The organism is Leminorella grimontii, assembly GCF_039789245.1.
Taxonomy (GTDB): Bacteria; Pseudomonadota; Gammaproteobacteria; order Enterobacterales; family Enterobacteriaceae; genus Leminorella; species Leminorella grimontii.
In genome coordinates this window covers 2,522,702-2,536,911 of the sequence record NZ_CP146357.1, presented here as the reverse complement: position 1 = coordinate 2,536,911, position 14,210 = coordinate 2,522,702, and the positions used below count along the sequence as shown (strand labels likewise).

10 protein-coding genes are annotated in these 14,210 nt (G+C 54.6%); 7 read left to right on the top strand and 3 right to left on the bottom strand.

Going from position 1 to position 14,210, the window contains the following annotated elements; all coding sequences use genetic code 11:
* Nucleotides 1–280 precede the first annotated feature (280 nt).
* Genes phsA through phsC form a run of 3 tightly spaced genes read left to right on the top strand, consistent with a single transcriptional unit; the run spans nt 281 to nt 3,894 of the window.
* On the top strand, nt 281–2,560 hold the full coding sequence (gene phsA / locus V8L73_RS11840) for a thiosulfate reductase PhsA (RefSeq protein WP_347253076.1): 2,280 nt from the start codon (nt 281–283) through the stop codon (nt 2,558–2,560).
* A gap of 12 nt (nt 2,561–2,572) precedes the next feature.
* On the top strand, nt 2,573–3,142 hold the full coding sequence (locus V8L73_RS11835; RefSeq protein WP_027272836.1) for a 4Fe-4S dicluster domain-containing protein: 570 nt from the start codon (nt 2,573–2,575) through the stop codon (nt 3,140–3,142).
* Nucleotides 3,139–3,894: a thiosulfate reductase cytochrome B subunit gene (gene phsC / locus V8L73_RS11830; RefSeq protein WP_347253075.1), complete on the top strand. Its 756-nt coding sequence runs from the start codon at nt 3,139–3,141 to the stop codon at nt 3,892–3,894. The genes V8L73_RS11835 and phsC overlap by 4 nt, the downstream gene beginning before the upstream one ends.
* Before the next feature lie 44 nt (nt 3,895–3,938).
* Here phsC and V8L73_RS11825 read toward each other — a convergent pair whose 3' ends face one another.
* The 3 genes from V8L73_RS11825 to V8L73_RS11815 form a co-directional block, all read right to left on the bottom strand.
* Complete coding sequence (locus V8L73_RS11825) at nt 3,939–4,796, bottom strand: DUF6920 family protein (protein WP_347253074.1); 858 nt, start codon at nt 4,794–4,796, stop codon at nt 3,939–3,941.
* A gap of 8 nt (nt 4,797–4,804) precedes the next feature.
* Nucleotides 4,805–5,434, bottom strand: a complete 630-nt coding sequence (locus V8L73_RS11820) for a TetR/AcrR family transcriptional regulator (protein WP_347253073.1) — start codon at nt 5,432–5,434, stop codon at nt 4,805–4,807.
* Nucleotides 5,435–5,632: 198 nt separating this feature from the next.
* Nucleotides 5,633–6,928 (bottom strand): citrate synthase, encoded by a 1,296-nt coding sequence (locus V8L73_RS11815; RefSeq protein WP_036023031.1) that lies wholly within the window; start codon nt 6,926–6,928, stop codon nt 5,633–5,635.
* Nucleotides 6,929–7,672: 744 nt separating this feature from the next.
* On the opposite strand from V8L73_RS11815, the gene sucA reads away from it, so the two are divergent.
* The 4 genes from sucA to sucD all read left to right on the top strand — a co-directional run bounded on the left by sucA (nt 7,673) and on the right by sucD (nt 14,037).
* The gene (gene sucA, locus V8L73_RS11810) at nt 7,673–10,489 is read left to right on the top strand and encodes a 2-oxoglutarate dehydrogenase E1 component (protein ID WP_347253072.1); all 2,817 of its coding nucleotides are present in this window, start codon (nt 7,673–7,675) and stop codon (nt 10,487–10,489) included.
* A 14-nt stretch (nt 10,490–10,503) separates the two neighbouring features.
* The gene (gene odhB, locus V8L73_RS11805) at nt 10,504–11,739 is read left to right on the top strand and encodes a 2-oxoglutarate dehydrogenase complex dihydrolipoyllysine-residue succinyltransferase (RefSeq protein WP_027272842.1); all 1,236 of its coding nucleotides are present in this window, start codon (nt 10,504–10,506) and stop codon (nt 11,737–11,739) included.
* 214 nt (nt 11,740–11,953) lie between these two features.
* Nucleotides 11,954–13,126, top strand: coding sequence for an ADP-forming succinate--CoA ligase subunit beta (gene sucC / locus V8L73_RS11800; RefSeq protein WP_027272843.1), 1,173 nt, complete (start codon nt 11,954–11,956; stop codon nt 13,124–13,126).
* On the top strand, nt 13,126–14,037 hold the full coding sequence (gene sucD, locus V8L73_RS11795) for a succinate--CoA ligase subunit alpha (protein WP_051155514.1): 912 nt from the start codon (nt 13,126–13,128) through the stop codon (nt 14,035–14,037). Before sucC ends, sucD begins: the two co-directional genes overlap by 1 nt.
* Nucleotides 14,038–14,210: the final 173 nt, after the last annotated feature.

Below are 14,210 nucleotides of genomic sequence, written 5' to 3'. Positions count from 1 at the left end.
GCCATATCCAGAATGCGGTAGGTTTATTCACGGTCGTCTGTATTAAGCCCATCAGCCTGTTTGCGCCACTCTCATTAGCCGATTCAGCACGGCACGATTCTCTAAGTGAATGATATTAATATTTAACATATTAACCACATTATTAACCAATTTAATACTGTTAACTATCTTCATATATGGTTTCACTCGTGATTTATCAGTGAAACTGTCGAGCCGGTCAACAAAATCACGAACATAACTCTTTATGATTATCCGAATAACAAAAATAGTCGGAGGATGTGTGAGCATTAATCGTCGTGATTTTATCAAAAGCGTTGGCGTAGGCTGTGCCGGGTACGCCATCGGCAGCTTTGCTCCGGGGGCGCTGGCGCTCCAAAAGCCCGATATGTTGGATGGGAAGAGCAGTTTAACGCCGAGCCTGTGTGAAATGTGTTCGTTTCGCTGCCCGATAGAGGCCCAGGTCATTAACAATAAAACCGTTTTTATTCAGGGGAATACCCACGCGGAGCATCAGGGCTCCCGAGTGTGCGCGCGGGGCGGCAGCGGCGTCAGCCTGATTAACGACCCAGCGCGGATCGTTCAACCGATGAAGCGCAAGGGGCCTAGAGGCGCCGGCGAGTGGGAAGTCATCACCTGGGAGCAGGCCTATAAAGAAATAGCGGAAAAGCTTAATGCGATAAAGAAGGCCTTTGGGCCTGAAAGCGTTGTATTTTCCTCTAAGTCAGGATCGCTTTCCTCCCACTTATTCCATTTGGCGAGCGCATTTGGCTCTCCCAATACCTTTACTCATGCAACGACTTGCCCGGCAGGGAAAGCCATTGCCGCTCAGGTCATGATGGGCGGCGACCTGGCAATGGATATCGAAAATACCCGTTATATGGTGGCCTTCGGCCACAACCTTTATGAAGGTATTGAGGTTGCCGATACGCATGAAATGATGATGGCGCAGGAGAGCGGCGCCAAGGTTGTCAGCTTCGATCCCAGGCTGTCGGTGTTTTCCAGCAAGGCCGACGAGTGGCACGCGATCCGGCCGGGCGGCGATTTGCCCGTGCTTCAGGCGATGTGTCACGTATTGATTGAAGAAAACCTGTACGACAAGGTGTTTATCGAACGTTACACGGTCGGCTTCGATCGGCTGTCGGCGTCGCTTAAAGACACCACGCCGGAGTGGGCCGAAAAGCATTCGGACATTTCTGCCGACGTGATTCGCCGCGTTGCGCGTGAAATCGCCGCTGCGGCGCCCCATGTCATCGTTAACCCTGGGCATAGAGCGACCTATAACAAAGAAGAGCTCGACATGCGTCGGATGATTTTCACCATGAACGCGCTGTTGGGCTGCATCGAGCGCCGCGGCGGGATGTATCAGAAGAAGGGGGCAGAGAAGTATAACAAGCTGGCCGGAGAGGCCGTCGCGCCGACGCTGGCGAAGCCCGGCGTAAAAGACATGCCGAAGATTGAGGCCAAGCGAATAGACGCGACTCGGCCCGAGTTTAAATACATCAACAAAGGCGGCGGCATCGTTCAGAGCATCATCGACGCCGTTGAAACGGAAAAGCCCTATGCGGTTAAGGCGTGGATGATGTCTCGCCATAACCCGCTGCAAACCGTCTCCTGCCGTCCGGAGTTAGTTAAAACCATCGAAAAGCTGGAACTGGTGGTCAGCTGCGACGTCTATTTGAGCGAAAGCGCCGCCTACGCCGACTACCTGCTGCCCGAGTGCACCTATCTGGAACGGGATGAGGAAATCTCCGACGTATCAGGCCTGAATCCGGCCTACGCCGTGCGCCAGCAGGTGGTTAAGCCGATTGGCAACGCCAAGCCAAGCTGGCAAATTTGGCAGGAGTTGGGGAGCGCTCTGGGGTTAGAGAAATACTTCCCCTGGAAGGATATGGCGACCCGCCAACTGTTTCAGGCCAAGGGGGACGAGGATCTCTACAAGAAAATTCATCAAACCGGCTATCTCTCCTACGGCATTCCTCTGCTGCTGCGTGAACCGGATTCTGTCAGCACGTTCGTTAAGGCTTATCCAAAGGCGGCTGCGGGGCTGTCCGTCGACGGCACCTTTGGCGACGAGCTGAAGTTCAAGTCGCCCAGCGGTTTGATTGAGCTCTATTCCGAAACGCTCGAGGGCCTGGCCGAAGGCTTTGGCGCGCCGCTTTACCGCCAGTTCCCGCTAAAGGAGGACGGCGAACTTTACTTTATTCAGGGCAAGGTGGCCGTTCATACCAACGGCGCGACGCAGTACGTCCCGATGCTGTCGGAGCTCATGTGGGACAACCCGGTGTGGATCCACCCTCAAACGGCAAAAGAGAAGGGGATCAAGACCGGCGACGCGGTCTGGCTAAGCAACAAGATTGGTAAAGAAAAGGGCACGGCGTTGGTTACTCCAGCCATCCGCCCGGACACGCTGTTTGTCTATATGGGCTTTGGCGCCAAGGCGGGGGCTAAAACCGCTGCCACCACCCACGGCGTACACTGCGGCAACCTGTTGCCTCACGAAACGAGCCCGGTTTGCGGCACCAACGTTCACACCGCGGGCGTTCAGCTGAGTCGTGGCTAAGGAGAAAGAGAGATGAGCAATAATCATTACGTCATGCTGCACGACGAAAAGCGCTGCATCGGCTGCCAGGCCTGTACCGTCGCCTGTAAAACGATGAACGATATCCCCGAAGGCTACAGCCGGCTTCAGGTCCAGATTCGGGGGCCGGAAGAGGGCGCGGGCGCAATGCACTTTCAGTTTTTCCGCGTTTCCTGCCAGCACTGTGAAGACGCGCCGTGCATCTCCGTGTGCCCGACCGGCGCATCCTGGAGAGATGAAAACGGCGTCGTTCGCGTCGACGCCAAAAAGTGCCTGGGCTGCGACTACTGCGTTGCGGCCTGTCCTTATCACGTACGCTATCTGAATCCGCAAACGCACGTGGCCGACAAGTGCAACTTCTGCGCCGATACGCGCCTTGCCCAAGGGCTTGAACCGGCTTGCGTCAGCGTCTGCCCGACGGACGCGCTGCGCTTTGGCCGTGCCGATGAGCCCGCAATCAAGCAGTGGATTTCCCAACACGGCGCCTATCAGTATCACTTGGAAAACGTGGGGAAACCGGCGTTATTCCGTCGTAAAGAGATCCATCAGGGGGATAAAGCATGAACAGCTTATGGGGAGCCGAACTCCACTATACGCCAGACTACTGGCCCGCGTGGTTAATCATCGCCGGCATGCTGGTGGTCGGCCTGTTGGCGGTACTCGCGCTGCACGGTCTGATGCGCTGTTGGCTTGCACCCAAGTCAGCGGGCGGCGGCGTAGAAGAGAAAACCTATCTTTACTCAAAGGCCGTTCGCTTTTGGCACTGGGGGAACGCGCTGCTGTTTATTTTGCTGCTGGTCAGTGGTTTGTTTAACCACTTCTCTATTGGCAACGTTGCGGCTCAGGTCGCGCTGCATGAAATTTGCGGCTATCTGCTGCTAGCGTTCTGGATTGGCTTCGTGGTTATCAACATGATTGGCGGCAACGGCGTTCATTACCGGATCCGAAGCGCCGGGCTTGTCGAACGCAGCCTGCGGCAGGCGCGCTTTTATCTGTTTGGCATCATGAAAGGGGAAAGTCATCCGTTCCCGGCAACGGCGCAGGGGAAATTTAATCCTCTGCAACAGCTGGCGTACGTTGGCGTGATGTATCTGCTGGTGCCGCTGCTGCTGCTAACCGGCCTGCTGTGCCTATTCCCTGAGATTGTAGGCAACGGCTATTGGATGCTTAAGGCGCATCTAGTACTGGCCATCGCCGGCCTGCTGTTTATCTGCGGCCACTTCTATCTCTGTACGACCGGCGATACGCCGACCCAGACGTTTAGAAGCATGGTGGACGGTTATCACCGCCATCGCCATCAGCGCAATAGCGAATAACGCTTCTCAGGCCTCATGGAATGCATCATGAGGCCTGACTTCAGCTATTCAAACGTTATAGCGCGTATTTTTCCTCGCCAAAATGGATAGCGTTGCCCTTTAGACGCGCGGGCAATTTCAAATGAATGGGGGATCATCATTCCTTGCACCAGACGATAGTCGTTGCGCAGGGCGTATTCACCTGACCCGTGATAGGGAGTAGTAAGATCGCCATCTTCTTCAGAAAAAAACGCTTCCAGGCTTCCATCCGGTCGAAACGTTGCGATAAGCGACGTTTCCATACCGAAACCAGAAACGATAGCTCTGGCGCGAGTGTCGTCAATCGATTCCCAACGAACTGGGCCTCCGGGAAAAAGTGATAGCGGATACAGCGGGCTTTCTAAAAGCCAGCGTCTTAAAGACGTTCTGTTTAGCTCAGGCGTTTCTTTTTCGTCCACTACGGCGATTGCTGAAGCGATCTTGGCCCGCATTTCCATTCTTCCGTTAGCAAAAAAGTCATAGGCCTTAGCCCATAAGCCAAGCTCCATTGATGTCTTAGCGGAAAAGAGCATTGCCGGCTCGCCAATTGCCACCGCTAAATTAGCGCTGGTCGGGCTGAATTCAGTCATTAAAGGGCGGCGAAACTGCCCCTCAAGTTCAGCGTTTACCAAGCGATAGGCGGATTGAGGATTAGGAACGGCAAAGCGTAGATATTTTTGCACCGGCGTTGGCAAATGTGCCAGTCCAGCAAATTGTTCCGGCGGCATGTCGTTAGCCATAGCTATTTTGCGAACGCTATCCACATGGGTGGCAATGTCTCGTTCCGTTTGGCGAATGGCGCAGGCTATCCAGATGAAAATGACGGCAATAGTTAATCCGACAGCAATTAAAATGCGGCGTTTTGGAAAAAGGGATTTCTGCATAGTGGCTCCTAAGCGTTGGGGCGTGGCGTATGAATAAAGCTCATCATTGTGTCAACCAGCGCCAGCGCCAGCGCTTCGCATTCCACGTCTTTTTCTGAAAGAAGAGGGGCCTGCCCCTGAAGTATGAGCCATGCGCATCCGTGGATGGCGGACCATAGGGTAAAGGCAATGTGGCCCGCGTCCTTATCTTTTAAATATCCCTGCACCTGACATGCCTGAACTGCAATACGTAAGGTTTCCAGACATTCTGAGCCAAGGGGAGTGTCGAATGGATTTTGGGCGCTTTCACTAAAAGTGGTAGGGGAGAACATGAGACGATACAGGTTGGGATATGCAAAGGCGAAGCGTAGATAGGCTTTTCCTCCTTCTCTCAGCCGCTCAAGCGGCCTCTGCTGGTTCGAGACGGCAATGCGCAGTTTTTCACTTAACAATATCTGAAATCCCTTTTGCTGAACGGCATACATAAGGGCGTCTTTATTAGAAAAGTGGTTGTAAAGCGCCGGCGCTTTACATCCGACTTCCTCGGCTACCTGCGCTAGCGTAATTGTTGATGCTTCATGTGTATCAAGCAGCCGTAGAGTAGCTTCAATAGAACATTTCGTGATGTTGATTTGTTCACTTTTATTGGGGCGAGCCATGAGCATTCCCATTTAATTAATTTAATGTCATTAAGTTAATGATATTAAATTAATGGCATTAAGTTTGTCAATATAGGGAGCCAGGCAAACGAAAAGGAATCCGAAGAAAATCGAGCGGAAAAGGAAGGGGCAACGAGTAGCGAAAAATAAAAAGTCCGGGATTTCCCGGACTTTTTACGTTGCAGCAATGCTGAAAAGCTACTCTTTCGCCTTAGGCAGCTGGCTGTGGAACTCGCGTTCGGTATAGCCCATGTAGCGCTGGCGGGGGCGAGCGATGCGAACGCCGTCTTCGTACATTTCGTTCCAGTGGGCGATCCAGCCTATAGTGCGGGCAATGGCGAAGATAACCGTAAACATAGAGGTCGGAATGCCGATAGCCTTCAGGATGATGCCAGAGTAGAAGTCCACGTTCGGGTAGAGCTTCTTCTCGATGAAGTACGGGTCGCTAAGGGCGATTTTTTCCAGCTCCATGGCGATATCCAGCAGCTCGTCATCAAGCTTGAGCTCCTGAAGAACCTCATGGCAGGTTTCGCGCATCACGGTGGCGCGCGGGTCGTAGTTTTTATACACCCGGTGGCCGAAGCCCATCAGGCGGAACGGATCGTCCTTATCTTTAGCCTTGGCGATAAATTCGGGAATGCGCTCTACGCTGCCGATCTCTTCCAGCATCTTCAGGCAGGCTTCGTTCGCGCCGCCGTGCGCCGGCCCCCACAGCGAAGCGATGCCGGCCGCGATGCAGGCAAACGGGTTAGCGCCGGAGGAGCCCGCGGTTCTGACCGTCGAGGTTGAGGCGTTTTGTTCGTGATCGGCGTGCAGAATGAAGATGCGGTCCATGGCGCGCTCGATAATAGGGTTAACCACGTAGTCTTCGCACGGAGTGGCGAACATCATATGCAGGAAGTTACCCGCATAGGAGAGGTCGTTGCGCGGATACATGAACGGCTGGCCGACGGAATACTTGTAGCACATCGCCGCTACGGTCGGCATTTTCGACAGCAGGCGGAACGCGGTGATTTCACGGTGGCGCTCGTTGTGAACGTCCAGCGAGTCGTGATAGAACGCGGCCAGAGCGCCGGTTACGCCGCACAGCACCGCCATGGGGTGTGAGTCGCGGCGGAAGCCTTGGAACAGGCGGGTGATCTGCTCATGGATCATCGTATGGCGCGTCACGATATCTTTAAAGGTAGCAAACTGCTCTGCGGTAGGAGTTTCGCCGTACAGCAGGATGTAGCAGACCTCCAGATAGGTAGACTCTTTCGCCAGTTGGGCAATGGGAAAACCACGGTGTAATAGAATCCCTTCGTTACCGTCGATAAAGGTGATTTGAGATTCGCAGGACGCAGTGGACAGATAGCCCGGGTCGTAAGTAAACAGCCCCTTTGAGCCCAGAGTTCTTACGTCCAGCACGTCTTCCCCCAGAGTTCCGCTTAAGATAGGAAGCTCAATATTTCTGCCGTCATCAAGAACCAGCGTCGCTTTTTTTTCTACAGCCATGATTGTCTCCGTTATATATTCAGTTCAAAGGAGTCTGGCAATGTAAAACCGTGATTGCCTTTCTTGTCATTCTTGCACCCCACCATTCTGGCTGTTTCTTCACCGGCGGGGCTTATTCGTTACCTACGAAGCTATCCCTCTCATGCCTGCCGCGTCGACGCATCCTGAATAATTTGGTGCATTTATGTCTATTACAGTTGCATAAATTTAGACCATCGTGAAGATTTATTTTACTTTTTTTTTACAATTTTGGGGTATGTTATCATTTCATTAACAATATAGATGATGCGTTTCACATAAACTTATTGTTTTTAATGGTTTTTTCTCGATTGTGATCGTGCTCACTATTTGGGCAAAAATGTTATAAATCTGTTTTTATTTGAATTGTATTTGTAAAATTAGGCTCTATACTCAAGGGCATCCCAGCCGGAATGTTGCAAGAAGGTTGCTACATTGAGGCGTTTGATGTGGGTTATACCTCATTTATTTAATACCACGACGAACGGTGAATGGCGAGAAAAGCAGCAGCCTTTGTCGTGTAACGGCTTATATTGAAAGCAATTATCTGGTATTAATAAAAGCGAATGTAGTCACGGCGAACGTTTTCCGTGCCGAATAAAGCGAAACAGACAGCATCTTTTATCATTTACCATCAAGGATTGTGGTTTTTACGTAACGACATGTTAAAGACGCTGCTGATTCTGCGACGGCACATACTTAAAGCATGATGCTTAAGAGGTCATAATGCAGAACGGTGCACTGAAGTCTTGGTTAGACTCCTCCTATCTTGCTGGTGCGAACCAGTCCTATATAGAACAACTCTATGAAGACTATCTGACGGACCCTGACTCTATTGACGACAGCTGGCGCAAAATTTTTGACACTCTGCCCGCTGACGTTCTCGGCCCCGAGCAGTTTCACTCTACGACTCGCGACTATTTCCGTCGCTTAGCTAAAGACGCCAAGCGCTATACGTCCAGCGTCAGCGATCCGGAAAAAGACGCCAAGCAGGTAAGAGTCCTGCAGTTGATTAACGCCTTTCGTTTTCGCGGCCACCAAAACGCCAACCTCGATCCGATTAAGCTTCGCTATAAAGAACCCGTTCAAGAGCTCGACCCCGCGTTTCACAATTTGACCGAAGAGGACATGCAGGAAACCTTCAACGTGGGTTCATACGCCATCGGCAAAGAGACCATGAAGCTGGCCGACCTGTATCAGGCGCTCAAGCAGACCTACTGCGATACCATCGGCGCTGAATATATGCACATCACCAATACCGAAGAAAAGCGCTGGATCCAACAGCGCCTTGAGTCGGTATCCGGTAAGGGCGATTTTAGCCTGGAAGAAAAGAAGCGTTTTTTGCAGGAGCTAACGGCGGCGGAAGGTCTGGAGCGCTATCTTGGCGCCAAATATCCCGGCGCCAAGCGCTTCTCGCTGGAAGGCGGAGATGCGCTGATCCCGATGCTTAAAGAGATGGTCCGCCACGCCGCCCGCAGCGGCGCTAAAGAGGTCGTGCTCGGCATGGCCCACCGCGGCCGCCTCAACGTTTTGGTCAACCTGCTGGGTAAGCGCCCTGGCGATCTGTTTGACGAATTTGCCGGCATTCATAAAGAGCACCTCGGCACCGGCGACGTGAAGTACCACCAAGGCTTCTCCTCCGACTTTGAAACCGAGGGCAATCAGGTTCACCTGACGCTGGCGTTTAACCCTTCTCACCTGGAGATCGTCAGTCCCGTCGTTATCGGCTCCGTGCGCGCCCGCCGCGACCGTCTGGAAGCGGCTGGATTAGGCGAAAGCAACCGGGTGTTGCCGATTACCATCCACGGCGACGCGGCGGTTATTGGCCAGGGCATCGTTCAGGAAACGCTGAACATGTCTCAGGTGCGCGCTTACGAAGTGGGCGGCACGGTGCGTATCGTCATTAACAACCAGATTGGCTTCACCACCTCTTATCCGCAGGACGTACGCTCTACGGAGTACTGTACCGACATCGCCAAGATGATCCAGGCGCCGATTTTCCACGTCAACGCAGACGACCCGGAAGCGGTAGCCTTTATTACGCGCCTGGCTTTGGACTATCGCAATACCTTCAAGCGGGACGTGATGATCGACCTGCTGTGCTATCGCCGTCACGGCCATAACGAGGCCGATGAGCCGAGCGCGACTCAGCCGATGATGTACACCAAAATCAAAAAGCATCCGACGCCGCGTAAAGTCTATGCCGATCGCCTGATTGAAGGGAAGGCGGCCTCTGCGGAAGAAGTCACCGAAATGGTGAACGTCTATCGCGATGCGCTGGATCGCGGCGACTGCGTGGTGGAAGAGTGGCGGCCGCTCAATACGCAGAACCTGTCGTGGGCGCCGTATCTGAACCACGAGTGGGATGAAGCCTATCCGAACGCGGTGGACATCAAGCGCCTTCAGGATTTAGCTCGTCGTATTACGCAGATCCCTGAAGGCATAGAGCTGCATCCTAGGGTGGCTAAGATTTATGACGACCGCGCGCTGATGGCGGAAGGCGAAAAGCCGTTTGACTGGGGCGCTGCGGAAAACCTGGCCTACGCGACGCTGGTGGATGAAAATACGCCGGTGCGCATTTCCGGCGAGGATTCCGGTCGGGGGACTTTCTTCCATCGCCACTCAGTGGTTCATAATCAGAAAGATGGTTCCTATTATATTCCTTTAGCCAACATCCATAGCGCTCAAAGTGGGTTCCAGGTTTGGGACTCCGTGCTGACGGAGGCGGGCGTATTAGCCTTTGAATACGGCTATGCGACGGCGGATCCGCGCACGCTGACCATCTGGGAAGCGCAGTTCGGCGACTTTGCCAACGGCGCTCAGGTGGTTATTGACCAGTTCATCAGCTCCGGCGAGCAGAAGTGGGGCCGGATGTGCGGTTTGGTTATGCTGCTGCCGCACGGCTACGAAGGCCAAGGGCCCGAGCACTCTTCGGCGCGTCTGGAGCGCTATCTCCAGCTGTGCGCGGAACAGAACATCCAGGTTTGCGTGCCTTCCACGCCGGCGCAGGTTTACCACATGCTGCGCCGTCAGGCGCTGCGGGGAATGCGTCGTCCGCTTATCGTCATGTCGCCTAAGTCGCTGCTGCGCCATCCGTTGGCGATTTCGACGCTGGACGAGCTGGCTAACGGAAGCTTCCAGCCGGCTATCGGTGAAGTTGACAATCTGAATGCGAAAAAAGTTAAACGCGTCGTTCTGTGTTCCGGTAAAGTCTACTATGACCTGCTGGAACAGCGCCGCGCCAACGGCCAGACCAACGTCGCTATTGTACGAATCGAACAGCTCTATCCTTTCCCGCAGCAGGCGGTTTTGAACGCGCTGCACGACTACGCTCACGTGAAGGATTTCGTCTGGTGTCAGGAAGAGCCGCAGAATCAGGGCGCCTGGTACTGCAGCCAGCACCATTTCCGCGAGGTGATGCCGAAGGGCGCCGTACTGAAGTATGCAGGTCGTCCGGCGTCCGCTTCACCGGCGGTAGGCTATACGTCGGTACACCAGGAACAGCAAAAGCAATTAGTCGAAGACGCGCTTAACGTAAAATGAATTAAGGACAAATAATGAGTAGCATAGATATTCTCGTTCCGGACCTTCCTGAATCTGTTGCTGATGCGACCGTCGCTACGTGGCACAAGAAACCAGGCGATAGCGTTGAGCGCGATGAAGTGTTGGTTGAAATTGAAACCGATAAAGTGGTGCTGGAAGTTCCCGCGCTGGAGGCTGGCGTTCTGGACGCCATTCTTGAAGACGAAGGCGCTACGGTAACCTCTCGCCAGCTGCTTGGGCGCCTGCGCCCGGCGGATATTACCGGTCATCAGATCACCGAAGCGCCGCAGGCCACTGAGTCTACGCCGGCGCAGCGCCAGACCGCCAGTCTGGAAGAGGGCAGCAACGACGCGCTCAGCCCGGCGGTGCGCCGCCTGATCGCCGAGCACGGCCTTGACCCGAACGCCATTAAGGGCACCGGCGTCGGCGGGCGCATCGTCCGAGAGGACGTCAATCAGCATCTGGCCCAGCAGGCGAACGCCAAGCCTGCCGCGGCTCCCGCGCCGGAGGCTAAAAAGCCTCAGGCCGCCGCCAGCGCGCCGCTTTCTCACCGCAGCGAAAAGCGCGTGCCGATGACGCGCCTGCGCAAGCGTATCGCTGAACGCCTGCTGGAAGCGAAAAACAACACGGCCATGCTCACGACCTTTAATGAAGTGAACATGAAGCCGGTGATGGATCTGCGCAAGCAGTACGGCGACGCGTTTGAAAAGCGCCACGGCGTGCGCCTGGGCTTCATGTCGTTCTACCTGAAGGCGGTGGTTGAAGCGCTTAAACGCTTCCCTGAAATTAACGCCTCCATTGATGGCGACGACGTGGTCTATCACAACTATTTTGATATCAGCATTGCGGTTTCTACGCCGCGCGGCCTGGTGACGCCGGTGCTGCGCGACGTCGACGCGTTGAGCATGGCGGATATCGAAAAAAATATTAAAGATCTCGCCGTGAAGGGGCGCGACGGTAAGCTGACCGTGGAAGATCTCAGCGGCGGTAACTTTACGATTACCAACGGTGGGGTGTTCGGTTCGCTGATGTCCACGCCGATTATTAACCCGCCGCAAAGCGCGATCCTGGGAATGCACGCCATCAAGGATCGCCCGATGGCGGTGGACGGACAGGTAGTGATTTTGCCGATGATGTATCTGGCGCTCTCTTACGATCACCGTCTGATTGACGGTCGTGAATCGGTGAGCTTCCTGGTAGCGGTAAAAGACCTGCTGGAAGACCCTACGCGCCTGCTTTTGGACGTGTAGCGCTCTGACTCTAAACGTCAGGCAACGGACATAGCCGCCCCTGGCGGCGGCTATGTGGCAACGCTGAGATATACGATAGGAAACGTTTCCTCCCCGGGAATGAGAGTACCTATCATAATGAGTGTGTTTTTGCATCGGCCGTCAGTCTGGATGGAACGACGGCCCGAACGCCGAAATACGTTGTTCTTTAATCACACCGACTTGGAAAGAACACATGAACCTACATGAATATCAGGCAAAACAGCTTTTTGCTCGGTATGGGCTACCGGTGCCTGCCGGATATGCCTGCAAAAACGCTCAGGAAGCGCTTGAGGCGGCCGAAAAGCTCGGCGCAGCGCCTTGGGTTTTAAAATGTCAGGTCCACGCGGGCGGACGCGGTAAGTCCGGCGGCGTAATGTTGGCGAAAAGCCAGGAAGACATACTCGGCTTTACTCAACGTTGGTTCGGCCAGCGCCTGGCGACCTACCAAACCGTGCCAGAAGGCCTGCCTGTAGAACAAATCCTCGTTGAGGCGGCAACCGATATCGGACAGGAGCTTTATCTGGGCGCCGTTGTCGATCGCGCTTCGCGTCGAGTCGTATTTATGGCTTCGACGGAGGGCGGGGTAGAAATTGAGAAAGTCGCTCACGAAACCCCGCACCTTATTCATAAGGTCGCCCTCGATCCGCTGGTAGGGCCGATGCCGTATCAGGGGCGCGAGCTGGCGTTCAAGCTGGGCCTGAGCGGCAAGCAAATTAATCAGTTCAGCCAGATTTTCGTCTCGCTGGGCAAGCTATTCCTGGAGTGCGACCTTTCGCTGGTGGAGATAAACCCGCTGGTCGTTACCAAATCGGGCGATCTCATCTGCCTGGACGGCAAGCTGAATATTGACGCTAACGCGCTGTATCGCCAGCCGGAGCTTCGGGCGATGCACGATCCTTCCCAAGAAGACGCCCGAGAAGAGCATGCGGCCCAGTGGGAGCTTAACTATGTCGCGCTGGACGGCAACATCGGCTGTATGGTGAACGGCGCGGGGCTGGCGATGGGAACGATGGACATCGTTAAGCTGCACGGCGGCTCCCCGGCCAACTTCCTTGACGTCGGCGGCGGCGCAACCAAAGAGCGCGTGAGCGAAGCGTTTAAAATCATTCTTTCCGATGAAAAGGTCAAAGCGGTGCTGGTCAACATTTTTGGCGGCATCGTGCGCTGCGACCTGATTGCAGACGGCATCATCAGCGCGGTTGAGGATGTGGGGGTTACGGTTCCGGTCATCGTTCGGCTGGAAGGGAATAACGCGGAGCTTGGCGTCAAGACGCTAAGCGAGAGCGGCCTGAATATCGTCGGCGCGTCAAGCCTGACCGATGCGGCCCAACGTGCGGTGGCGCTTGCCGCCGGGGAGAGAAGCTAATGTCCATTCTGATAGATAAAGATACCAAGGTCATTTGCCAGGGCTTTACCGGCAGCCAGGGCACGTTTCACTCAGAGCAGGCGCTGGAGTACGGCACAAAGATGGTTGGCGGCGTCACGCCCGGTAAGGGCGGTACGGAGCACTTAGGGCTACCGGTATTTAATACCGTGCGCGAAGCCGTTGAGGCTACCGGCGCGACCGCGTCGGTTATCTACGTCCCCGCGCCGTTTTGCAAAGATTCCATCATTGAGGCTGCCGATGCGGGCATCAAGCTGATTATCTGCATTACCGAAGGCATCCCGGTGCTAGACATGCTGACGGTTAAGGTAAAGCTTGACCAAATGGGCGTGCGGATGATCGGGCCGAACTGCCCGGGCGTGATAACTCCGGGCGCCTGTAAGATCGGCATCATGCCGGGGAATATTCATAAGCCCGGCAACGTCGGCATTGTTTCCCGCTCAGGGACGCTGACCTATGAGGCCGTCAAGCAAACCACCGACGCGGGCCTGGGGCAGTCCACCTGCGTGGGTATCGGCGGCGATCCTATCGCCGGTTCCAGCTTTATCGACATCCTTAAGCTGTTTGAGCAGGACCCGCAAACAGAAGCTATCGTGATGATTGGCGAGATTGGCGGCTCTGCTGAAGAAGAGGCGGCCCACTACATCAAGCACCACGTCACGAAGCCCGTGGTTGGCTACATTGCCGGCGTTACGGCGCCGAAGGGTAAGCGCATGGGGCATGCGGGCGCGATTATCGCAGGAGGGAAGGGGACGGCGGACGAGAAGTTCGCCGCGCTGGAAGCCGCCGGCGTTTATACCGTGCGCAGCCTGGCCGATATCGGTGATGCGGTGAAAAAGGCGCTGGCGGGGAAATCCTGTGGCGCGAAGAGGGCTTCGGCCGACGTCAACTAATGAAGCTTAATCCGCCTTTGCGATAAGCCATTGGCGGTTATTTCTTCGGGCGCGTTTATGCGCCCGAACTTTTTTCAGCGTTCATTGATATTAAACTTATTATTGTGGGTATTTTATCTAACGCCTTTAGCTCATTCTATTTCCGACTAAATTACTCAACTATTTTCTACTTT